Source organism: Desulfarculaceae bacterium (genome assembly GCA_020444545.1).
Lineage (GTDB): Bacteria > Desulfobacterota > Desulfarculia > Desulfarculales > Desulfarculaceae > Desulfoferula.
The window spans coordinates 863,117-885,157 of sequence record JAHLKT010000001.1 but is presented as its reverse complement, the minus strand read 5'-3'; the positions used below and the strand labels follow the sequence as shown (position 1 = coordinate 885,157).

Annotated in this window: 17 protein-coding genes; 14 read left to right on the top strand and 3 right to left on the bottom strand. The window is 67.2% G+C overall.

Annotated elements, in window-relative coordinates:
* The first annotated feature begins 318 nt into the window (after positions 1 to 318).
* The 9 genes from KQH53_04165 (at position 319) to KQH53_04125 (ending at position 11,382) form a co-directional block, all read left to right on the top strand.
* Positions 319 to 1,122, top strand: coding sequence for an IclR family transcriptional regulator (locus KQH53_04165; GenBank protein ID MCB2225851.1), 804 nt, complete (start codon positions 319 to 321; stop codon positions 1,120 to 1,122).
* 39 nt (positions 1,123 to 1,161) lie between these two features.
* On the top strand, positions 1,162 to 2,133 hold the full coding sequence (locus KQH53_04160) for a tripartite tricarboxylate transporter substrate binding protein (protein ID MCB2225850.1): 972 nt from the start codon (positions 1,162 to 1,164) through the stop codon (positions 2,131 to 2,133).
* Positions 2,134 to 2,205: 72 nt separating this feature from the next.
* Positions 2,206 to 2,688, top strand: coding sequence for a tripartite tricarboxylate transporter TctB family protein (locus KQH53_04155; protein ID MCB2225849.1), 483 nt, complete (start codon positions 2,206 to 2,208; stop codon positions 2,686 to 2,688).
* Positions 2,689 to 2,694: 6 nt separating this feature from the next.
* On the top strand, positions 2,695 to 4,224 hold the full coding sequence (locus KQH53_04150) for a tripartite tricarboxylate transporter permease (GenBank protein MCB2225848.1): 1,530 nt from the start codon (positions 2,695 to 2,697) through the stop codon (positions 4,222 to 4,224).
* Positions 4,225 to 4,240: 16 nt separating this feature from the next.
* The gene (locus KQH53_04145; GenBank protein MCB2225847.1) at positions 4,241 to 6,106 is read left to right on the top strand and encodes an FAD-binding protein; all 1,866 of its coding nucleotides are present in this window, start codon (positions 4,241 to 4,243) and stop codon (positions 6,104 to 6,106) included.
* Positions 6,107 to 6,108: 2 nt separating this feature from the next.
* A complete protein-coding gene (locus tag KQH53_04140) occupies positions 6,109 to 6,351 on the top strand; it encodes a 4Fe-4S binding protein (GenBank protein MCB2225846.1) in 243 nt (80 codons plus the stop codon).
* Between the two features lie 10 nt (positions 6,352 to 6,361).
* Positions 6,362 to 6,637: a TIGR04076 family protein gene (locus tag KQH53_04135; protein ID MCB2225845.1), complete on the top strand. Its 276-nt coding sequence runs from the start codon at positions 6,362 to 6,364 to the stop codon at positions 6,635 to 6,637.
* Positions 6,638 to 6,895: 258 nt separating this feature from the next.
* The gene (locus KQH53_04130) at positions 6,896 to 10,267 is read left to right on the top strand and encodes an autotransporter domain-containing protein (protein ID MCB2225844.1); all 3,372 of its coding nucleotides are present in this window, start codon (positions 6,896 to 6,898) and stop codon (positions 10,265 to 10,267) included.
* Between the two features lie 110 nt (positions 10,268 to 10,377).
* Complete coding sequence (locus KQH53_04125) at positions 10,378 to 11,382, top strand: hypothetical protein (GenBank protein ID MCB2225843.1); 1,005 nt, start codon at positions 10,378 to 10,380, stop codon at positions 11,380 to 11,382.
* 3 nt (positions 11,383 to 11,385) lie between these two features.
* Here the strand turns inward: KQH53_04125 and KQH53_04120 are convergent, their stop codons facing one another.
* Genes KQH53_04120 through KQH53_04110 form a run of 3 tightly spaced genes read right to left on the bottom strand, consistent with a single transcriptional unit; the run spans position 11,386 to position 16,222 of the window.
* Entirely contained in the window at positions 11,386 to 11,811 is a 426-nt protein-coding gene (locus tag KQH53_04120) for an SH3 domain-containing protein (protein MCB2225842.1), read from the bottom strand.
* A gap of 11 nt (positions 11,812 to 11,822) precedes the next feature.
* On the bottom strand, positions 11,823 to 12,596 hold the full coding sequence (locus KQH53_04115) for a tetratricopeptide repeat protein (GenBank protein ID MCB2225841.1): 774 nt from the start codon (positions 12,594 to 12,596) through the stop codon (positions 11,823 to 11,825).
* Positions 12,596 to 16,222 carry a DUF1795 domain-containing protein gene (locus KQH53_04110; protein ID MCB2225840.1) on the bottom strand — a complete coding sequence of 1,209 codons (3,627 nt, stop codon included), beginning with the start codon at positions 16,220 to 16,222 and terminating at the stop codon, positions 12,596 to 12,598. The genes KQH53_04115 and KQH53_04110 overlap by 1 nt, the downstream gene beginning before the upstream one ends.
* A gap of 210 nt (positions 16,223 to 16,432) precedes the next feature.
* On the opposite strand from KQH53_04110, the gene KQH53_04105 reads away from it, so the two are divergent.
* The 5 genes from KQH53_04105 to KQH53_04085 all read left to right on the top strand — a co-directional run bounded on the left by KQH53_04105 (position 16,433) and on the right by KQH53_04085 (position 22,019).
* Positions 16,433 to 17,227: an IclR family transcriptional regulator gene (locus KQH53_04105; GenBank protein ID MCB2225839.1), complete on the top strand. Its 795-nt coding sequence runs from the start codon at positions 16,433 to 16,435 to the stop codon at positions 17,225 to 17,227.
* Between the two features lie 38 nt (positions 17,228 to 17,265).
* Positions 17,266 to 18,555: a 3-phosphoshikimate 1-carboxyvinyltransferase gene (gene aroA / locus KQH53_04100; protein MCB2225838.1), complete on the top strand. Its 1,290-nt coding sequence runs from the start codon at positions 17,266 to 17,268 to the stop codon at positions 18,553 to 18,555.
* Between the two features lie 63 nt (positions 18,556 to 18,618).
* Complete coding sequence (locus KQH53_04095; protein ID MCB2225837.1) at positions 18,619 to 19,590, top strand: TAXI family TRAP transporter solute-binding subunit; 972 nt, start codon at positions 18,619 to 18,621, stop codon at positions 19,588 to 19,590.
* Between the two features lie 109 nt (positions 19,591 to 19,699).
* Positions 19,700 to 20,098: a hypothetical protein gene (locus KQH53_04090; protein MCB2225836.1), complete on the top strand. Its 399-nt coding sequence runs from the start codon at positions 19,700 to 19,702 to the stop codon at positions 20,096 to 20,098.
* A gap of 7 nt (positions 20,099 to 20,105) precedes the next feature.
* Positions 20,106 to 22,019, top strand: a complete 1,914-nt coding sequence (locus KQH53_04085; protein ID MCB2225835.1) for a TRAP transporter permease — start codon at positions 20,106 to 20,108, stop codon at positions 22,017 to 22,019.
* Positions 22,020 to 22,041: the final 22 nt, after the last annotated feature.

The following is a 22,041-nucleotide window of genomic DNA, read 5'->3' as shown; positions in this document are numbered from 1 at the left end:
CTAACAACATGACAGTATATTGTCAAATAAAAGGCCCGCGCCGCGCCTCCGGGTGGCCGAAAACTGGGTTACTTTTTTGTAAACCGGCGCACCGCCTTGGCACTCCTTTTCACGTTCGGCCAGCCAACAGCCTTTCGGCATAACATGCTATAAAAAAACGAAAAACCAGAAAACCGCCGCGCCGAAAAAGTGCGAGGCAATAATAGGTCTTGTTTGAATAGATCATAATATGATAAGAAAAAATCGTATGATGATATAAAACCGTTGACCTGTCGTTCGGGTCCTTGCTAACAATCCACCCACACCGAGGAGTTATTCATGGCGACCACCGGAAGCGGCGGCCCAGAAAGCGCGGACAAGAAAAGCGCCCGGTCCCCAGGCGGGGCCCAGAGCGTGCAGCGGGCCATGGCCCTGCTCAGGGCCGTGGCCGAGCACAACCAGAAAGGGGCGCGGCTGTCTCCCCTGGCCCGGCGGGTGGGGCTGCACGTGGCCACGGCCCGCCGCCTGTTGCAGGTGATGGCCGAGGAGGGCGTGGTGACCTACGATCCAGTGACTAAGCTCTACCACCTGGGGCTGGAGCTGTTCCGCCTGGGCAACCAGGCCCAGCAGTACGCCATCCGCAACCGCTTCCACCCAGCCCTCAAGCGCATCGCCCAGGAAACCCAGGACACCGTGTTTCTGCTCATCCGCCTGGGCAACGACGTGCTCTGCGCCGACGTGATCGAGGGGGAGTACCCCATCCGCACCATCCTGATCAACGTCGGCTCGCGGCGGCCCCTGGGCATCGGGGCCGGCAGCCTGGCCCTCATCGCCTTCTCCGGCCCCGAGGAGTTCGAGCAGGTGATGAAAACCAACGCCCCCCGCTTCAGCCAGTTCCAGGGGCGCACCGAAAAGGAGATCAGGGCCATGGCCAAAAAGGCCCTGAAGAACGGCTATGTGCTCTCCGACGGCCTGTTCCACAAGGACGCGGTCTCGGTGGGGGTGCCGGTGATGGATGAAGACGGCAAGGTGATCTGCGCGGTCACCGTTTCGGCCATCCGCTCCCGCATGAAACCCAAGCGCCGCGAAGAGATCGTGGAGCTGGTCAAAGAGCAAACCAAGCCGGAAATCATAGGGCTCTGACCCTGGAGCCCGCCCGAACGACGCAAGGAGGAACCTAAGATGGGTAAGAAAGTTTTAGCGGCCATAATGGCCATGGCCCTTATGTTGGCCGTCGCCGTGCCGGCCCTGGCGGGCGCCTATCCCAGCAAGCCGGTCAAGTTCATCATCAACTTCTCGGCCGGCGGCACCACCGACACCGCCGCCCGCCTCATGAGCTCCAAGGCCAACGAGGTGATCCAGCAGGCCCTGATCTGCATGAACAAGCCCGGCGCCGGCGGCACCCTGGGGGTGAGCCAGGTGGCCCGGGCCAAGGCCAACGGCTACACCATCGGCACCTGCAATATGCCCGCCGTGGCCATCATCCCCCTGATCCGCCCGGTGCCCTACAAGCCCTTCAAGGACCTGGTGCAGGTCTGCGCGGTGATGCCCTACGAGTACGCCCTCATGGTGCGCGGCGACGCTCCCTGGAAAACCTGGGACGAGTTCGTGGCCTACGTGAAGAAGAACCCGGGCAAGGTGACCTACGGCAGCGTGGGCACCGGCACCACCAACCACCTGGTCACCGCCCGCATCGGCAAGGAGCTGGGCCTGGACTGGAAGCACGTGCCCTTCCAGGGCGGTGTGAAGGAAACCGCGGCGCTCTTGGGCGGCCACGTGGACGTGATCAACAACACCACCGCTTCGGTGGCCTCCTCCATCAAGGCCGGCAAGATCCGGGTGCTGTTGGTGACCAGCGAGGATCGCCTGGCCATGGTGCCCGACGTGCCCACCATGAAGGACAAGGGCTTCAAGTTCAGCCAGATCTCCTACATGTCCATCGTGGCCCCGGCCGGCACCCCCCAGGCGGCCCTGGACAAGCTCTCGGCGGCCTTCCAGGCGGCCTGCGCCGACAAGGGCGTGGTCAAGGCCTGCAACAAGCTGGACCTGCATCCCAAGTTCATGGCCGGCAAGCAGTATCAGGCCCTGCTCGAGAAGCTTTCGGCCGAGTGGGGCGCCCTGCTGCCCGAGCTGGGCGTGAAGGTTAAGAAGTAAACCCCGGGCGGGGGCGGTCGCTGCCCCTGGCGGTGCCCCCCGCCCCCGCCCTCCTCAACCCAGGAGCCGCCCATGATCGCCAATCGAAAAGACTTCAAGCTGGGCCTGGGCCTCGTCGCCTTCTGTCTCCTGCTGCTGCTGGCCGTCATCCCTTATCAGGTGGGGCCGCTCACCGAGGCCGACGCCCTGATGCCGGTGTTGGTCACCTGCTTCATCATGCTACTCAGCATCCTCTTGACCATCCAGGCGGTGCGCCGCGCGCCCAAGCCCGGCGAGCACGCCGAGGAGGTGGCGCCCGAGCACCGCTCGCCCTGGTGGGCCATCCTCATCGTGATCATCATCATGTCCGCCTACGCCTGGCTCTTGGAGCTCACCGGCTTCGTGCTCACCTCGGCCGGGGCCATGATCGCCCTGTTCCTGGTCTTTGGGGTGCGCCGCTGGCTGCCCATCACGGCCATCACCCTGGGCACCCTGGGCGGTCTCTATCTGTGCTTCGACATAATCCTGGGGGCTCCCCTGCCGGTGGGCACCCTGGTGGAAAATTTCCTGGAGTAGGGAGCCATGCTGGAGACACTCGCAACCGCGGCCTCCCAGGCCCTCACCCTGAACAACTTCTTCGGCGCGGCCCTGGGCATCTTCCTGGGTTCGCTCTTGGGGGCCATCCCCGGCCTCAACGGCACCATGGCCATCGCGCTTTTGATCCCGGTGACCTATACCTGGTCTCCCCTTTTCGCCATCGCCATGCTGGTGGGTTGTTGGAAGGGCAGCGTGTACGGCGGCTCCATCTCGGCGGTGCTCCTGAACGCGCCGGGCACCCCGGAGTCGGCGGCCACCGCCCTGGACGGCTACCCGCTGACCAAACAAGGCAAGGCGGGCAAGGCGCTGAAGATGGCGCTCTACGCCTCGGTGATCGGGGCGCTGTTCAGCGACGCCCTGCTCATGGTGGCCTCGCCGCCCATCGCGGCCATGGCCCTGATGTTCGGGCCGGCCGAGCTGGCCATGCTCATCCTCTTCGCCCTGGTGGTGGTGGCGGGCACCGGGGCCAAGTCCCAGCTCAAGGGGCTCATCTCCACCGCCCTGGGAATGCTCCTGGCCACGGTGGGCCTGGACCCCATCACCACCCAGCAGCGCTTCACCTTCGGCTCCATCGACCTGGACGCGGGCATCGGCCTGTTGGCCATGCTCATCGGCCTGCTGGTCATGTCCGAGGTCTTGGTGCAGATGGAGGAGGGCTGGAAGGACGCCCACGCCGAGGCCACGGTGCGCTCCGACGACCCCAACGCCTCCCGGGTCACCTGGCCCGAGCTCAAGGGCAGCCTGGGGACCATTTTCCGCTCCAGCCTGCTGGGCTCCTTCTGCGGGGCTCTGCCCGGAGTGGGCAGCATCACCGCCGCCTTCATGGGCTATGACCAGGCGCGCCGCCTGAGCAAGCACCCCGAGCGCTTCGGCAAGGGCGATCTAAATGGCGTGGCCGCGCCCGAGGCGGCCAACAACGCGGTGTGCGGCGCGGGCCTGATACCCCTGGTGACCCTGGGCATCCCCGGCGCGCTGAGCGCGGCGGTGATCATGGGCGCCTTCATGATCCACGGCCTGGCCCCGGGCCCCATGCTGATGATGGAGCACCCCGAGACGATCTACGGCCTGTTCATGCTCTTGATCATCTCGGATTTCTTCATGCTCATCATCCCCCTGCCCCTGTTGAGGCTGGGCCAGTGGGTCATCTCGGTGCCCCGGGCCTACCTGTTCCCGGTGATCCTGGCCCTGTGCGTCATCGGGGCCTTCGGCACCCACCAGAACCTCTTCGACGTGAAGGTGATGGTCTTCTTCGGGGTGGTGGGCTATCTGCTCAAAAAGTGGGAGCTCAGCCCCGCCGCCCTGCTCATCGCCTTCATCCTGGGGCCCATGGCCGAGGTGTATCTCCGCCAGGCCCTCAAGATATCCGGCGGCGACCCCAGCATCTTCGTAACCAAGCCCCTGGCCGCCTTGTTCCTGGCCCTGGCCGTGGCGGCCGTCATCTGGACCACCCTGCGCAACCGGCGCGGCAAGAAGCCCGGCGTCGAAACCCCAACCTCTGAATCCACCGCGGATTAGCAAGCGGAGTTAAAGCATGTATCACGTCAAGCAAGCGGACATCGTAATCATCGGCTCCGGAGCCGCCGGCACCATGAGCGCCATCTACGCCCACCGCGCGGACCCGGGCCTGAAGGTCGTGGTGCTGGACAAGAGCAAGATGGAGACCTCGGGCGGAGCCGGCCGGGGCATGGACGCGCTCAACACCGTGGCCCTGCCGCCCTACAGCCAGCCCGAGGACGTGGTGGAGCTGATGACCAAGGTCACCGAGGGCATCCTGGACCAACAGGTGGCCTACCGCTTCGGGGAGATCTGCCCACGCATGGTGGCCGATCTGGAGCAGATCATGGAGCGGGAAAAGGGCGACCTGTTCCCGGTGGACGAAAACGGCAACTACCGCCTGATGTACCTGCACCCCATCGACAAGCCGCTTCTGCTGCCCATGGACGGCGAGGAGATGAAACGGGCCCTGGCCCACGCGGTGCGCCAGACCGGGGCCGAGGTCATGGACCGCACCCCGGCCATCAAGATCGTCACCAGCGGGGGCAAGGTCTGCGGCGTGCTGGCGGTGAACATCCGCACCGGGCACTACTACTATATAAAGACCAAGGCGGTGTGCCTGACCACCGGCGCGGCCGGCCGCATGGGCCTGGCCAGCTCGGGCTATCTGGCCGGCACCTACGAGTTCCCCGGCTGCTCCGGCGACGGCTACGCCATGGCCTACGAGGCCGGGGCCGAGCTGGTGAACATGGAGTGCTTCCAGGCCAACACCCTGCTCAAGGACCACCAGGGACCCTCCTGCGGCTACGTGGCCGCGCCGCGCGGGGCCTACACCGTCAACCCCTGGGACGAGCGCACCTGGAGCCACGGCTATTCCTCGGGCGACAGCAAGATGGGCGCCTGGAAGCGCTTCACCCAGGGCAGGGGCCCCATCTACCTGAAGATGGACCACCTGGACGAGCAGATGATCCAGATCATCGAGAAGATCCAGTGGGGCAACGAGCGCACCAGCCGGGGCCTGTTCCACCAGAGCCGCGAGCAGAACTACCGCAACGCCCACGCGGTGGAGCTGGCCTTTGCCGAGGAGGTCGGGGTGTGCGGCGGCCACAGCAGCTCCGGGGTGCTCAGCGACACCACCGGGGTGAGCAACGTGCCCGGCCTCTACGTGGCCGGCGACGTGGACGGCGGCCTGCCCCATAGCTACCTGGGTGGCGCGCTGGCCATGGGCGGGCTCATCGGCGAGGAGGCGGCCCACTACGCCTCCGGCATCCCCGAGCCCGAGCAGCGCACCGGCCTCAAGGCCTGGCTGCGCAAGGAGGCCGCGGAGTTCGAGGCCCCCCTGGGCCGCGAGGGCGGCCTGCCCACCAGCCTGGTGGAGTTCAAGGCCCGCGCCCGGGTGCAGTATTACCTCAAGCCCCCCAAGAACCCCGTGTTCCTGGAAAAGGCCGCCTGGTGGATGGAGCGCATCCGCCAGGAGGATCTGCCCCGCATCCAGGCGGTGAGCCTGCACGACCTGTTCAAGGTGCAGGAGATCAAGAGCATCCTCACCGTGGGCGAGATGATGGCCCGCTCCAGCCTGTTCCGCGAGGAGAGCCGCTGGGGCTACCAGCACTGGCGGGTGGACATGCCGGCCAAGAAGCCGGAGTGGGAAGGCGTCTGGGTGGTGATCAAAAAGGGCGAGGGCGGCGAGATGACCCTGGCCAAGCGCCAGAGCCCGGCCCACCAGTGGGAGTACCCCACCTCCATGGAGTACGCCTACCCTGACCTGGAGTTCGACACCGGGCCCATGTTCCAGAAGGGGCCGGAGTGGAAAAATCCCAAGGACGATCCCTGGATGAAAGCCCATCTGGACGCGCAGGGCATGGCCACCCCGCGCCGCTTCATGGCCAAGGAGGAGAACTGATCATGAGCCAGGTAAACGGAGTGGAGTACGGCGAGAAGGATTTCTCCTGGCTGAAGTTCGACCGCGAGCGCTGCGTGCGCTGCGGGGTCTGCGTGGACATGTGCCCCATGGACGTGATCCATTTCGGCTCGCAAGGCTATCCCTACATGCGCTATCGTGATGATTGTTGGTATTGCGACGTGTGCACCTTCATGTGCCCCCGCCAGGCCATCGTCATGGAAGAGTTGCCCTACCTGATCCGCTGAGGAGGCGGCCATGTCCGACAAGCCCAAGCTCCACCGGGTGAAGGTGAAGGTGGTGGAGGTGAAGAACCACTGCGACGCCGGCCACCGGGTGGGCGACGAGGTGGTCTTCGAAAACAACCGCGTGGAGGGCAAGCTCTGCTTCGACTCCATGTGCTCCATGCTGGCCACGGTGCACACCCTGTGCTACGGCGGGGTGTTCCCCTGGTTCAAGGACCCCGACGCCCCGGTCCCCCTTGCCTGCCCCGACGGAGGCAAGGTGGTCTTCGAGCTGAGCCGCATCGACTAGGCGATCCCCCGGCCGGAGGGCGGCGCATCCGCCCTCCGGCCTCCCCGTGCCCGGACGAACAACCCCTGTACAGCCCATGGGTATGGGTGCTATGTTCCCGCCTTGGTAGCCCTGCCCCCCACCGCCCCGCCGCGCACGGCGCGGATTCCCCGTCCGGTGGGGGCGCTCAGCCACGGAACAACCGCCTTCGGGGACCGCCGCCCATGGAGCCCAAAGCCCCGGCGCGCCCTTAGGCGAAGAAAGCCGGGTCCAATCGACATGCTCCGCCGGACTTCCGTTGTCCTCTGCGCCCTGCTCATCCTGACCCTCTGCGCGGCGGCGCCTTCCCCGGCCGCCGACGCGGTGAACCCTGCCGGCGGCATCATCAGCGGCAACTGGGACGGCACCACCGCCGACGACAACTACGACAACCAGGGCATGGTCCTCGGCGACGTGGACATGACCCAGGGCGGCCAGGACACCCTGAGCAACTCGGGCGAGGTGGCCGGGGACGTGCTCATGAGCGCCGAGGGCGGCAACCTGGTGGTCAACAGCGGCACAGTGGGCGTCTCGATCCACGGCAGCCACAACGCCGCCGACGACGGCAGCGGCCAGGCCAACCGGGTGGTCAACACCGGCGAGGTGGGCTGGAATCTCTTCGGCGGGGCCAACCTGGGCGAAAGGGCCACGAGCGGCTCCCACCAGGTGAGCAACAGCGGCCTGGTGATGGGCGACATCGTGGGCAGCAGCAACCAGGGGGACTACAGCAGCGGCGGCTCCAACACGGTGGGCAACACCGGACGCGACCTGGGCCTGCTCATAGGCAGCCACAACCTGGGCACGGGCAGTAACGGGGGCTCCAACAGCGTGAGCAACAGCGGCTGGGTGTTCTTCCCGCTCATCGGCTCCCACAACGAGGGGGACAACTCCAGCGGCGACTCCAACACGGTGACCAACTCGGGGCACCTGGTGACCGACCTCTACGGCAGCGTGAACGACGGCGATGGGGCCAGCGGCGGGGGCAACACCGTGAGCAACAGCGGCACGGTGCAAGGCTTCCTCATGGGCACCGACAACTACGGGGACAACACCAGCGGCGGCTCCAACACAGTCACCAACAGCGGCCGGGTCTGGTTCCCGGTGATCGGCAGCTACAACCAGGGAGCCAACTCCGCCGGCGGCTCCAACACCGTGAGCAACACCGGCCGCATCCTCATCGACCTCTACGGCAGCGCGAACGACGGCGACGGGGCCAGCGGCGGGGGCAACACCGTGAGCAACAGCGGCACGGTGGCCGGCTACGTCATGGGCACGGACAACCACGGCGACAACACCAGCGGCGGCGGCAACACCGTGGTCAACCGCGGCACGGTGGGCCTGGACCTCATCGGCTCCAACAACACCGGGGCGAACACCTCCAGCACCGGCAACACCATCGTCAACAGCGGCACGGTGAGCGGCGGCGTGTACGGCTCGGTGAACAGCGGGGCGGGCAGCAGCGGGGGCGACGACACCATAACCAACTCCGGCACGGTGGGCGGCGGCATCCACGGGGCCGACGGCGACGACAAGATAGTCCTGGTGGGCGGCTGTTCCCTGGGCGGGGTGGCCGACGGCGGCACGGGAGACGACACCCTGGGCCTGAACAACATGGGCGCCCAGGACGGCAGCCTTTGGGGAAGCACCTACCTGAATTTTGAAAACCTGGAAACGGGCGGCAGCGGAAGCACCATCCTCACCGGCACCTGGGCGGTCAGCGGAACCACCGGGGTGCGACCAGGCGCCACCCTCAAGGTAGATTCCGCCGCCACCTTCACCACCGCCGGCCTGAATATCGAATCCGGCGGCGCGGCCAGCATAGGCGGCACGGCCACGGTGAACGGGGCCACCACCAACGCGGGCAACCTGGGCCTGGGCGGCACCTTGAACACCAGCAGCCTGGCCAACAGCGGCGAGCTGGCCGTGGGCGGCACCCTGAATACGACCAGCTTGACCAACACCGGCAACCTGGGCGTGGGCGGCATCTTGAACACCACCAGCCTGGTCAACAGCGGCGACCTGGCCGTAGGCGGGTCGGTGAGCACCACCAGCCTGGACAACTCGGGTGTGCTGAACGTAGGCGGCGCCTTGAACGCGGCCAGCCTGGTCAACAGCGGCACCCTGGCCGGGGGCGGCACCATCACCGGCGACGTGGTCAACAGCGGCACCGTCTCGCCGGGCAACAGCATCGGCACCATCAGCATCGTTGGCAACTTCACCAACAGCCCCAGCGGGGTCTTGGCCGTGGAGCTGGCCCGGGGGCGGAGCGACCTCTTGGCGGTCAGCGGCACGGCCACCCTGAACGGCGGCACCCTGCGCGCCTCCCTGCGCCCGGGGGTGTACCTGGGCAGCGAGTCCTGGACCGTGCTCAGCGCGGGCAGCCTGGTGGGCGGCTTCAGCAGCCTGGAGTTCGTGCTCGACTCGGTGGTCTTGTCCCTGGCCATGAGCAGCGGGGCCGATTCGGTGTCCCTACGCCTGGACCGCGCCTCCTACACCCGCTTCGCCGACAGCGCCGACACCCGCGCCGTGGCCGCCTCCCTGGACGCCATCGTGCCCCTGGCCTTGGGGCAAAGCGGCGAGATGCCCGATCTCATCGCGGCCATGGACTTCTCCTACAGCGCGGGGCAGATCACCCGCGCCTTGGGACAGCTCAGCCCGGAGATGTACGGCGCCTTCACCTGGGCCGCCTTGCGCGGCAGCCAGACCGTGGCCGAGGCCATCGGCCTGGAGCTGGACCAGCAGCGGGACCGCGGCCTGGAGCCGGCCGGGGCCGCGCCGGACCGTGGCGCGCTGTGGGTGCGCCTCTTGGAGGCCAAGGCCGAGCGCGACGGCTCGGGAAACAACCTGGGCTACGGCCAGGAGCTTTACGGCCTGCTCCTGGGCGGCCAGGGCCGGGCGGCCTCCTGGCTGGAGCTGGGCGGGGCCTTCGGCATCAGCCGGGGCGATCTCTCCTGGGACGCGCCTTCCTATTGGGGCCGCGCGGAAAACCTGCACGCCGCGCTCTACGGCCGGGCCCGGCGGGGAGCCTGGCACGGCCGGGCCACCCTGGCCTTCACCCGCCAGGAGGCCCAGGCCCACCGCTCCCTGGCGCTGGCCCACCGGGGCCTCACCGCCACGGCCGACTTCGACGGCTACAGCGGCCTGGCCGGTCTGGAGGGCGGCTACGACTTCCATTTGGGCGGGGTGCGGCTGGGGCCCCTGGCCGCGCTGCGCTACGCCCAGGCCGAACTGGAGAGCTTCGACGAGTCCGGGGCGGGCTCCCTGGGCCTGGCCGTGGGGCGGCGGAGCGCCGAGTCGCTGCAAAGCGCCCTGGGCCTGGAAGCGGCGGCGGCCTGGTCGGCGGGCGGGCTGAGTCTGTTGCCCCGGGCCTCCCTGGCCTGGTGGCACGAGTTCAAGGACGATCCCTTGCAGGTCGACGCGGCCTTCCAGGGCTACGGTTCGGCCCCCTTCACCGTGACGGGCCTGGGCCTGCCCTCGGACTACCTGGCGATCAGCGCCGGGCTGAGCGCCCGCATGAGCCAACGTCTGGAGGCCGGCCTGGAGCTGTCCCTGGCCCTGGGCGACGACTTCCAAGCCCAGATGATCAACCTGGGCCTGCGCCTGAGCTTCTAGGCCCACCCCTTGGGATCGCTTTTTCCCTAACCCCCGCGCCCGGGCCTGTTATAAGATTCCCTGAGATGCATTCTCGGAAACACCTGGTGATTGCCAATGGGAGGGGAGTGATGAAACTGTCGCGCTGGATCGTGTTTGCCGCGCTGCTGGCGGCCCTGGCCGCCTATGGCTGCGAGGGCTCCTTCTCGGTGAGCACCGCCGAGCTCAGCGAGCCCAAGATGGCCACGGCGGTGGACCCCAAGACCCAGGCCCCCACCCAGGTGGTTAGCGAGGTGCCGCCCAGCACCGGGCCCTTGTTCGCTACGGCCAAGGTGACCGCCGCCCCACCGGGCACCAAGGTCAAGGCGCTGTTCTTTTATCTGGAAGGCGAGCGCCGCCAGATCGCCCAGGACGAGATCACCCTCAAGGAAGGGGCCTACGTGAGCTTCCAGCTCTCGCCCCCGGCCAGCGGATGGCCCCTGGGCAAGTACGAGGTGGTGTTCTATCTGAACGACAAGGAAGCCAAGAAGCTGGGCTTCAGCGTGGTGGCGGACAAGACGGCCGCCGCGCCTAAGCCCGCTCCGGCTCCGGCCCCCACGCCCGCCCCGGCCCCCGCGCCTCGGGCCCAGCAGCCCGCCGCCCCGGCTCCGGCCCCGGCACCGGCGGTGCCCCAGGGCTACAAGGTGATGAGCGAGAACAACTTCGGCTTCTCGCTACAGGTGCCCCAGAGCTGGAACGCGCGCCTGACCAAGAGCAAGGACTACCTGATCAGCGGACCGGCGGGCACCCCGGGGGGCGAGGTCTCGCTGATCATCCAGATCATCGCCAAGAGCCAGGGCAACACCAGCCTGATCGACCAGATGAAGCGGCTGCTGCGCCAGATCGCCAACGTGCCCCAGGGCAAGATCCTCAAAAAGGGCGAGGTGAACATGGCCGGTGGCCCGGCCCCCTACTTCCTGGCCTCCTACGAGACCAAGGACACCCGGGGCCTGGCCGCGGAGTACGGCCACGCCCAGGTGGGGCTGGAACACGGCGGCTACATTTTCCTGATCAGCTACAGCGCGCCCACGGCGGTGTACCAGGCCAACCTAAACGCCTTCCAGCGCGTGGTGGACTCCTGGCGGTTCACCAAATAAGGGCTACTGCCCGTATTGCTCCTTGACCGGAGGCGGCACGCCGTCGGGGCGGCCCCATTGCTCCTTGGGCAGGGGGGGCGGCTCGCTGGCGCTCTTGGCGGCGGGCACCGGCTGCTGGGGGTCGCTGCCCAAATAGCGGGTGGCCACCCAGCCGCGCAGGCCGCCCGAGGCGGTCTCCACCTTGGACCAGCCCTTGCGGTCGCCGGTGCTGAGCACGATGTCGCCGTGCTTGAGCACGCTGAGAATCTTGCAGTCGTTGCGCGGGCACTCGCGCAGGTTCAGGCCGCTGGGCAATACGTATAGCTTGCTGCCGTCGTTGAAGGTCGCGCTGACTTCCTGGGGCATGGGCTTGCTAACCTCGGCGCAGCCGGCCAGGCCCAGCATCAGGGCCGCCACGGCCAGCCCGGCCCAGAGACGCTTTGCTCGCATGATGGATTCTCTCATTTGGTTTTGTTCCCCCGCGCCTCCAGCCAGGCGGCGCGCTTGTTCACCGTGGCCGCATCGGTAGCGTCCGGGGCCAGCTTGGCGTAGCGGCGGTAGGCCTTGGCCGCCAGGGCGTTCTCGCCCGCCTTTTCTAAAAGCACCCCCAGGTTCTTGTAGGGCACCGCGTAGTTCTTGTCCGCCTCGATGGCCCGCTTATAGGCCCCCACGGCCTGGTTGAGCTTGCCCTGTTGGCGCAGGGTGAGGCCCAGGTTGTTCCAGGCCACCGCGTTGGTGGGCTCGGTCTGCACCGCTTGCCAGAAGGCGTCCTGAGCCTGTTTCAGCTTACCCTCCCGGGCCAGGGCCACGCCCCGGTCCATCAGCTCCTGGGCGCTGGGGCCGCCCTTCTTGGGCTGGGCCGAGGGCAGGGCGAAGGATCTCTTGTCGCTGCCCCCGGCGGGCTGGCCCTGGCCGCTCTTGCCGGGCAGGCTGAAGGGCGACTTTTCCCCCGAGGCCGCCGGAGCCTGGGCCTGGCCGCCCTGCTTGCCGGGCAGGGCGAAGGGGCTCTTCTGGTCCGAGGCGGCCGGGGCGCTTTGGCTCTTTTGCCCGCTGGGCAGGCTGAAGGGCGAGGCCTCCTTGGCCACGGGCTTGTCCGAGGCCGGGGCGCTCTGGGTCTGCGTTCCGGCGGGCGGGCTGGGGGGCCCGCCCATGGGCCCGAACTGAGCCAAGGCCGGGGCCGCGCCCAGGCAAAGGGCGGCCAAGATCGCGGCTGTCGTCACACCGATGCGTTTCATCACTCCTGCTTCTCCTCGGCCTCGGGCCGTTTGCGTATCTCCCACACGCCGATAGTGAGCTTGTTGCGGTACTCTTCGGGGTATTTGGGGTCGTCCCACCTGAAGCTGTTGCTGTAGGTTTTGGTGGTGCCCGCCACACTTTTATAGCAGGTGGGCCCCCAGGTGGTGCTGCCGTGGCTGGTGCCGCTATAGGTCGCCTCGACCCTGCCGTTCATGCCCAGCTTGGTCTCGATGTGGAAGGTGGTTTCCGAAGTCGTGCTGTAGTTGCAGCGCCGCTGGTGCCGGGTGTATTTACCGTCGCCGCCCTTGATGCTCTCGGTCCAGATATGCCAGCACTGCTGGGTGTGGTGCTTCATCTTCCAGTCCCCGCTGATCACGTTGTTCATCAGGGTGCCGCTGAACACCCCGGTGGTGCGCGGATTGGAGCAGCAGAACTTGTCGGTGCAGTGCTTCTGGTAGTTATAGGTGCTGTCAAGGGTGGCGCTCACCTGGCCGCCCCTTACGTAGAAGGTAGTCGGCCACTTGTCTTTGGCGTGCCCCTCGGTCCAGGTGATCATGTCGATGGTGCAGGTGGAGGGGATCACCTGGGTGGCGTCGCTCTCCTGCTTGCCGTAGACGCTCTCGTCGCGGGCGGCCAGGCGCTTGGCCTTGTCCATGAGCGCCTTCTTACGGGCCCGGCGCTCCTCGGCGGTCTCCTTGCGCGGCTTGGCTTTTTTCTTGGCAACGGGCTTGGGCTTGGCCTCGGCCTTCTTGTCTTCGTCCTTGGCGGAGGTGGCTGCCTTGGCACTGAAGCCATCGTTCTTGCCCTGATCAGCCTTGAGCAGGTTCTGGTTGTCGAAGCTGCGCTCCACCTTGCCCGGGAACGGCCCGCCGGGCTGGGGCCCGGGCCCGGCCCACCCCTTTTGGGCCGTCTGCCAGGCCGGGGGTGCGTGGTCCTCCACCGCCTGCAAGGTGGGCTGCATAACCTCGGCCTGGAAGCTGTCGTTGGCCCCGCTTTGCAGCACCTCCTTGAAGGCGAAGTTGCCCGCAAAGGCCTTGAGCGCCTCGGGGATGGTCTTCTGGGAGACCATTTCCTTGGTCAGGTTGCGCCAAGCCGTGCTCAGCATGGCCTTGGTCTCGGTGCCCAAGGTGGCCAGCACCGGCTTGGCGGACATGTCCTTCAGCCTGTTCACCCCCACCTTGAGGGCGGTGGCCATGTAGTTCGCCGCCTGGGCCTCCAGGGGCATGAGCGCGGCGGCCTCGCGGGCCACCTGCTTGCTCACCTGGGCGGCCACCGGCTTGACCATCTGGGCCGTGGCCTGGGCGGCGGCCTTGGCCCCGGCGGGCAACATGCGGCTCACCAGCTGGCTGCCTTTTTTGAGCAGGGCCTCCTTGGCCGCGGCCGCTGCGGGGGCCACCTTGCCGGCCACCCAACCGGCAACCCCCTTGCCGGCGCGGGCCGCCTTGCCCGCCACCGCGGCGGCGGTGCCGCCGTAGCACAAGACGGTGACCCCCACATTGCCCGCCAGGCCGTAGGTGGCGGTGGCCTTCTCGGCGTAGGAGGTCGAGGGGTTCAGGAGGATCATGGTGTTCTTGGGCAGATCGGCCACCACGTTGTAGGCGCTGCCCGCGAACCAGGAGGCCATGCCCTTGGTGGCCGGGCTCACCGCCCCGCCGATCTCATGGCCCAACACCTCCTTGGAGACCTTGCCGGCCACCCAGGCGGCGGCGGGCTTTACCTTCATGTTGCTCACGTCGTCGATGTATTGCACCCCGGTCTTCAGGGCGCGCACCCCGTATTGCCCGGTGGCGTACTCCTTCACCGCCGCGTCCACGGTCTGCTTCTTGAGCTTCAGGTAGTCCTGGGCGTTCTCGCTCTGGTGGCGGGTGGCGATCCGCCCCAGGCGCTGTTCCAGCACCGCGCGGTGCTTGGCCATCTCCGGGTTCTTCTTGATGATCTCGTCGGCCGTGGCCAGGATGGCCTTGGGGTCGCTGGTCACCTTGAAGGGCGAGTAGGTGCCGTAGGCCAGCACCTGGGCCGCCCGCTGGGAGGAGGTCTCCACCCCGCTGGCGATGAAGCGCCCCGCGTTCTGCACCGCCTTGCCCGCGATGGCCACCGAGTAGCCCGCGTTGTACACGAAGTCCTTGGTGAACTGCCAGGCCCCGGCCTGGGCCGGGGGCACCAGGGCATCGGCGATGCGCCGGCCCAGGGGCGGGCGCGGGGCGGGCCCGGCGGCCAGGCGCGCCTGCTCGGCGGTCTTCTCCAGGTTGGCGATGATGAACTCCAGCGAGGCCACCGCCGGGTCGCCCGGGCGGGCGGCGGCCAGGCGGCGGGCGTCCCGGCGCAGGCGGGGCAGGGCGGCGGCGATGGCCGCGCCGTAGGTGCGCGACACCTCGTCGTAGAAGCCCTCCAGGTTGCCGATCACCAGCACCGTGGCGGCCATGGCCCCGTTGGCCTCGATGGTGGCCCGGGTCAGGCCCAGGGCCAGCTCGCGCTGCTCTTGGTTGAGCTGGGCCAGTTGCAGGCGGAAGGAGGCGGGCAGGGCCGGGTCGGCGCTAACGGCCTCCCACAGCTTGAGCGAGGGCGCCCAGAGCCGGTCGTTCTCCTGGAGCAACAGGGCCAGCTGGTCGCTCACCGCCAGTTGCAGTTTGGCCAGCATCTGCACTCCGGCCAGGCTCAGGCTGGCCTCGGCGGGCTTGGCCTGGCCGATCAGCGCCCCTTCCACCGCCCCCCGCTGGGTGGTGCGCACCACGGTGTAGTCCATCTGTTGCTTGAGCAGGGCCTTGGCCTTGGCCCACCAGGCGGCCGTGGCCGGGGACTTGCCCTTGGCCTGCTCCAACAGGGCCATCTGCTTGAGCTGCAAATCGCCCAGCTTGGCCAGCCACTCCAGGGCAGGCTTCTGGGCCGTGGCCTGGGCGGCCAGGGTCTTGGCCAGCTCGGCCACGATCAGGTTGTGGGCCGAGGCCACCTCCCGGCCCTGGGGGGTGCCGTTGTTAAAGGCGTGGGAATACAGCGGCCCCTCCAGCTGCTTGAGCAGGGCCGGGCCGTAGGCGGCCACGCTGGCCTGCTCTTGGCGCAGCCGAGCGGCTGCCGGGGTGGGGGCCTTGGCAACGGCGGAACCGGGCGCGGGCAGGGGCAAGAAGCGGAAGGTCTTCACCGCGTGCAGGATGTGGGGCTTGCCCAGGGAGCGTATCTCCTCGGGCGAGGTGTAGCCCAACAAATAGTAGTAGGGCGGCCGCGAGATGATGATCTGCTCTTGGTGGAAGGTCCGGCCCTGGTAGGTGTAGCGCGCGGCCAGGAGCACGGACTGCCTCCCGCCCACGGTCCCGCTCTGCTGGGTGAGCAGCTGAAAGCGCCCTCCGCTCTTCCATTGTTTTATGTAATCGGCGGCCACCGCTTGCAGGCTGGGGTAGGCCCGCTGGTTCACAACCTGAAGGCTGATGGTGGTGCGGTACTCATCTGTGCCCTTGGCCCCGGAATAGACCAGGGCCTTGCCCTTTTTGTGACCCACCCAGGCGGCGGGCAGCTCCAGGGAGCAGCCCAGGGAGGGCAGGTTCAGCACCTTGTACGCGGCGGCGTTGGCAACGGCCGGACAAAGGAGCAGGGCAGTCAGCAACCAGGCGCAGGCAGGCAGGCGAAGCCGCATAAGTAAGATCCCCCCGGGCAGAGGTAGGGTCTCGGCGGCGAGCCGCCGGGTGGAAACCAATTATAAAAAATCATTCTTAAAAAGGCAAAAATTCCGGTGAGAAAGTAGGGTTATTTCCCGGGGAAGGGCCGTGCTTTTCGATTGACAAGGGCCCGCCATGGGGCTATAAAAATCACAATGTAATACAATATATCACACGGTGAGACACATATGGCGGTAAAAAAAGTCGAGGCGCTCAGAAAGGGGCTCGAGGTCCTGAGCATCCTGGCCCAGCACGGGCCCTCCCTGAAACTGCAAGAGATTACTCAACTCAGCGGCCTGCCCAAGGCCACGGTCTACCGTATCCTGCAGACCCTCATCGACCAGGAATACGTGCACTACTTCACCGAGACCGCCACCTTCCGGCCCGGTCCCCGGGTGCTCTCCCTGGGCTACGGCACTCTGATGGGCATGGCCCTGGCCGAATCCAGCGAGCCCTATCTCAGGGAGCTTTCGGCCCGCATCGACCAGAACGTGAACCTGGGGGTCTTGGACGGCGCCAAGGTGGTCTACATCATCCGGGTGAAGGCCAAGCGCATCCTGAACATAGACCTGGCGGTGGGCAGCCGGCTGCCGGCGCACAACTCGGCCATCGGACGGGCCCTGCTGGCCTATCTGGAGCCCGAGGCCCTGGACCGGGTGATCGCGGCCCTGTCCGCCGACCCCGCCGTGGCCGAGGAGATCGGACCCCGTGGCGCGGCCCTGCGCGACAAGCTGGCCGCGGTGCGCCGCCAGGGCTACGCCCTGATGGAGGACGAGTTCCAGACCGGCCTCAGCTCGGTGGCCGTGCCGGTTATGGGCAAGGGCGGCAAGCTGGAGGGGGCGCTCAACCTGCCGGTGTTCAGCCAAATGACCAGCCGCCAGGAGCTGCTGGAAGAACTGCTTCCCGAATTGATCAACACCGCTCAAACCATTTCCGCGCTGCGGGGCTACCATCCCGTGGCGCTCAAAGAGACGCGGGACTAAGCGCGGGGGGAACCCGCTGAATCTGCAAGGAGCCAAGCATGTACTTCATAGTCAATCCGTCGTCCCTGGAGGGAACCACCCGCATTCCGGGCAACAAGTCGGCCTCGGCCCGGGCCATCGTCTTGGGCGGCCTGGCCGAGGGAAACAGCCGGGTGGGCAACTGCCTGCCGGGCATCGACAGCTTTTCCATCGTGAACATGATGCGGGCCCTGGGCGCCAAGATCGACACCAGCGACCCGGAAAACTGGGTCTTCGAGGGCGTGGCCAACCAGCCCCAGGTGCCGGCCACGGTTCTGGATGCGGGCAACTCGGGCACCGGCTACTACCTCCTGGCGGCCATTGCCGCCCTGGTGGATGGCTGCTCGGTGATCAGCGGCGACTACCAGATCTGCCGCCGCCCGGCCCAGCCCCTGGTGGAGGCGCTTAACGACCTGGGCGCCAAGGTCGTCTCCACCCGCAACAACGGCCTGGCTCCCCTGGTGATCAATGGCCCCATGACCGGCGGCAAGACCAAGCTGCCCGGGGTCAACTCCCAGTGGCTCAGCCCCCTGCTCATCGCCGGCGGCCTGACCGAGAACGGCATCACCGTGGTGGAGGACAACCTCATGGAGCGTCCCTACGTGGACATGACCATGGGTTGGGTGAAGATCGCGGGCGGCGAGGTGAACCACGACAACTACGACGTGTTCACCGTGCCCGGCGGCCAGAAGTACAAGGCCTTCGACGCCGACATCCCGGCCGACTGGGGCACCTCTGGCTATCCCATGGTGGCCGCGGCCATCACCGAGAGCAAGGTGACCTTCACCGGCATGAACCCCGACGACTACGCCGGTGAACGGGCCTACCCCCACATCATCAAGGAAATGGGGGGCAACGTGACTTTCGAGGACGAGGGCCGCACCGTCACCGTGGAGGGCGGCGCCGAGCTGCACGGCATCGAGATCGACTGCTCCGGCACCCCGGACGCGGTGCCCGCCCTGTCGGTCTTGGCCTGCAAGGCCACCGGCACCACCCGGCTGTACAACATCGAGGCCAGCCGCCTCAAGGAGACCGACCGCACCCGCTCCATCATGGAGGAGCTGACCAAAATGGGCGGCAAGTTCGAGGAGACCCCGGACAGCCTGACCATCCACCACTCCGAGCTCAAGGGCACCAAGATCGACGGCCGCCACGACCACCGCATCGTCATGGCCACCGCCGTGGCCGGGCTCATGGCCTCGGGCGAGACCGAGATCTGCGACGCGGAGTATGTGGGGGTGTCCTTCCCCAACTTCCATGAGCTGATGACCGGCCTGGGCGCGGACATCAAAAAGAGCGATAGCGTTTAGAATTAAAATGAGCGCGGTCCGCTCTGGGCGGGCCGCCCCGCGAGGCTTAAGGAGGAAAAAGCGATGAAAAAATTGGTAAGCATTGCCGTGGCCGCTCTGGCCGTTGTGGCCCTGAGCCTGCCCGCCATGGCCGCGGACAAGCGCATCAGCATCGGCACCGCCGGCACCGCCGGGGCCCTGTACCCCATGGGCGTGGCCATGGCCGAGACCATCAACCGCCATGTGCCCGGCTTCAAGGCCTCGGCCGAGGCCTCCAGCGCCTCGCTGGAGAACATCCGCAACCTGGGCCAAGGCAACGTGGACTGGGCCATCAGCCAGAACGAGGTGGCCTGGCTGGCCTACAAGGGCCAGGGCAAGTACAAGGGCCGTGCGGTCGATAGCCTGCAGTCCCTGTTCGGCACCCTGTTGTCCTGGGCCCAGGTCTTCGCGGCCGGCGACAGCAAGATCACCAGCGTGAAGGACTTCAAGGGCAAGCGCATCGGCGTGGGCGCGCCCGGCAGCGGCGGCGAGCGCGCGGCCCAGAAGATCCTGAGCTACTACGGCCTGACCTACAAGGACATCAAGCCCGAGTTCATGTCCAACACCGAGATGGTGGCCGCGCTCAAGGACGGCACCCTGGACGCCTTCATCATCACCCACCCGCTGAAGTCCGCCGCCCTGTTGGACCTGACTACCAGCTACAAGGTGAAGATGATCCCCGTGGGCGACGCGGGCTTCTACAAGAAATATCCCTTCTTCACCAAGCGCGACGTGCCGGCCGGCACCTACCGCAACGTGGACAAGGCCGTGCCCACGCCCACCAGCCGCATCGTGATGTACACCAGCACCAAGGCCGGCCTGAGCGCCGACCAGGTGTACGCTCTGCTCAAGGGCGTGTGGGGGTTCGAGAAAGAGTGGACCGGCACCCACCCGGCGGTGAAGCGCTACACCAAGCTGGCCGACGCGCTCAAGGGCCTCAACGTGCCCCTGCATCCCGGCGCGGTGAAGTACTACAAGGAAAAGGGCCTGAAGATCCCGGCGGCCCTTATCAAGTGAGGTTATGATCCGAACCCTCCTCCGGCTAATCCTGGGCGCGGCATTGTTGCTCCTTGCCGCGTCGCCGGCTCCCCCGCCCGTTGTGGCGGGGGAGACCGGGAGGGTCTTGGTGGTCAGTAATCCGGCCACCGGCCTGAGCGAGCGCCTGCCCCTGGCCGGGGTGACCCGCCTCACCATCCGTTTCTTTCATTCCTATGACCGCCACTGGGTGAGCGAAAGCTTCGCGGTGGCGGGCGGCCGCCTGGTTCCGGTGGAGGTCGACTACGCCGACGACACCTACGACTACCGCGACACCCGCTACCAGAGCCAAGCCACCGTGGAACGCGAGCGGGTGCGTCTGAGCCATATCCAGCCCGCCCCCAGCGACCGCCTGCGCGAGATCATCACCCGGGTGGCCTTCACCAAACCCCAACAGCTGATCCTGGCCGGTCCCGGCGAGAGCCGGCGGGCCACCCCCTTCACCAAGTGGGGCGAGCCCGGCCAGAGAATCGTCTTCACCTTGGAGTAATAAGGCCGTGCCTTCCACCGAGGAAAAAGCCTCCGCCCCCGTCCAGCCGCCCGCCCTGGCCCGCTGGCTGGTCTTTGTCGTGGCGGTGAGCCTGTCCTGCTTCCATCTGTACACCGCCGCCTTCGGAGTGCTCTCGCCCCTGTATCAGAGGGGGGTGCACCTGCTGGGCCTGTTGTTCCTGTGCTTCCTCATCAACCGCCTGCGCGCCTCGTCCAAGGACCCCAGGCCGGGCATCGCGGACTGGGGACTGTCCGCCGCGGTGATCGCCCTGGCGGTGTTCATGCTCCAGGCCCTGGCCCCGGAGACGGTCTTGGACCGGGGGATCATGGGCCCCAGCGAGATCGAGATCTGGGTGGGGGCCGGGCTGGTGTTTTTGATCCTGGAGGGCACCCGGCGCTCGGTGGGCATGCCCATCGTGCTGGTGGCCTTGTCGTTTTTGGCCTATGGCGTGCTCGGCCCCTACATGCCCGAATTTTTGGCCCACAAGGGCTACGGCCCCGAGCGGCTGGTGAGTTACCTGGTGTGGACCACCGAGGGCGTGTTCGGCATACCCATCGCGGTTTCGGCCACCTTCGTCATCGTGTTCATCATCTTCGGGGCCTTTTTAGACAAGCTGGGCGCGGGCAACTTCTTCATCTCCCTGGCCCTGGCCCTTACCGGCCGGCGGCGGGGCGGCCCCGCGCTCACCTCGGTGGTGGCCAGCGGGCTCATGGGCTCCATCAGCGGCAGCTCGGTGTCCAACGTGGTGACCACCGGCACCTTCACCATCCCCCTGATGAAGCGCACCGGCTACAGCCCGGTCTTTGCCGGGGCGGTGGAGGCGGTGGCATCCACCGGCGGGCAGATCATGCCCCCGGTGATGGGCGCGGGCGCCTTTGTCATGGCTGAGCTTCTGGGCACCTCCTATGCCCACATCGCCCTGGCCGCGGCCATCCCGGCGGTGCTCTACTTCGCCTCGGTGGGGCTTATGGTGTACTTCGAGGCCCACCGCAAGCAGATCCGGGTCTTGGCTCCGGGCGAGGTGCCCAAGGCCCGCGAGAGCCTCAAGACCGGCTGGCACCTGATCATCCCGTTGGTGGTGCTGGTCTATCTGTTGGTGGTGCGCCAGCTCTCGCCCATGCTGGCCGGCTTCTACGCCATCTGCACCCTGGTGGTCACCGCCTCGGGCTTCATCCTCTGGCGCGAGAAGCGCTTCCCCTGGCGGGAGATCCTGGACGCGCTCAAGGCCGGGGCCATCACCGCGGTGCCCGTGGCCATGGCCTGCGCCGCGGCCGGGCTGGTCATCGGCGTGGTCTCACTCACCGGTTTGGGCGTCCGCTTCACCCAGATGGTGATACACTTATCCGGCGGCGTGCTCTGGCTGGGCGGCCTGTTGACCATGGTGGCTTGCATCATCCTGGGCATGGGCCTGCCCACCACGGCGGCCTACATCATTACTGCCGTGCTCGGCGTGCCTGCCCTGACCGACATGGGGGTTAGTCCCTTGCAGGCGCATATGTTCATCTTCTACTTCGCCATCATTTCCTTCATCACCCCGCCGGTGGCCATCAGCGCCTATGCGGCCAGCGGCATCGCGGGCACCAACGCCATGAAGACCGGCTTCGTGTCCTTCAAGCTGGGCCTGGCCGGGTTCATCGTGCCCTTCCTGTTCCTCTACAGCCCCTCCATCGTGCTGGAGGGCGATATCGGCCACATCATCCTGAACTCCATCACCGCGCTCCTGGGCGTGACCGCCCTGGCTGGCGGCCTGGTGGGCTGGTTCGCCATCCCCCTGAACTGGTGGCAGCGCCTGGTGCTCTTGGCCTCGGCGGTGGCGCTCATCGTGCCCAACCCCCTGGTCAGCGCGGTGGGGGCGGTGCCTTTGGTGGCGGCGGCGGTGCTGGGTTGGTCGCGGCGCAAGCACGCGGAGGCGGAGGCCTAGAACATGGCGGCAGGAGCTGGGG

Excerpts from the sequence above, each read along its gene's own strand:
- KQH53_04135 (MCB2225845.1), top strand. The coding sequence starts at position 6,362 with ATGTCCGACAAGCCCAAGCTCCACCGGGTGAAGGTGAAGGTGGTGGAG.
- KQH53_04110 (MCB2225840.1), bottom strand. The coding sequence starts at position 16,222 with ATGCGGCTTCGCCTGCCTGCCTGCGCCTGGTTGCTGACTGCCCTGCTC.
- KQH53_04145 (MCB2225847.1), top strand. The coding sequence starts at position 4,241 with ATGTATCACGTCAAGCAAGCGGACATCGTAATCATCGGCTCCGGAGCC.
- aroA (MCB2225838.1), top strand. The coding sequence starts at position 17,266 with ATGTACTTCATAGTCAATCCGTCGTCCCTGGAGGGAACCACCCGCATT.
- KQH53_04120 (MCB2225842.1), bottom strand. The coding sequence starts at position 11,811 with ATGCGAGCAAAGCGTCTCTGGGCCGGGCTGGCCGTGGCGGCCCTGATG.
- KQH53_04095 (MCB2225837.1), top strand. The coding sequence starts at position 18,619 with ATGAAAAAATTGGTAAGCATTGCCGTGGCCGCTCTGGCCGTTGTGGCC.
- KQH53_04125 (MCB2225843.1), top strand. The coding sequence starts at position 10,378 with ATGAAACTGTCGCGCTGGATCGTGTTTGCCGCGCTGCTGGCGGCCCTG.
- KQH53_04165 (MCB2225851.1), top strand. The coding sequence starts at position 319 with ATGGCGACCACCGGAAGCGGCGGCCCAGAAAGCGCGGACAAGAAAAGC.
- KQH53_04150 (MCB2225848.1), top strand. The coding sequence starts at position 2,695 with ATGCTGGAGACACTCGCAACCGCGGCCTCCCAGGCCCTCACCCTGAAC.
- KQH53_04105 (MCB2225839.1), top strand. The coding sequence starts at position 16,433 with ATGGCGGTAAAAAAAGTCGAGGCGCTCAGAAAGGGGCTCGAGGTCCTG.
- KQH53_04160 (MCB2225850.1), top strand. The coding sequence starts at position 1,162 with ATGGGTAAGAAAGTTTTAGCGGCCATAATGGCCATGGCCCTTATGTTG.
- KQH53_04155 (MCB2225849.1), top strand. The coding sequence starts at position 2,206 with ATGATCGCCAATCGAAAAGACTTCAAGCTGGGCCTGGGCCTCGTCGCC.
- KQH53_04140 (MCB2225846.1), top strand. The coding sequence starts at position 6,109 with ATGAGCCAGGTAAACGGAGTGGAGTACGGCGAGAAGGATTTCTCCTGG.
- KQH53_04130 (MCB2225844.1), top strand. The coding sequence starts at position 6,896 with ATGCTCCGCCGGACTTCCGTTGTCCTCTGCGCCCTGCTCATCCTGACC.
- KQH53_04115 (MCB2225841.1), bottom strand. The coding sequence starts at position 12,596 with ATGAAACGCATCGGTGTGACGACAGCCGCGATCTTGGCCGCCCTTTGC.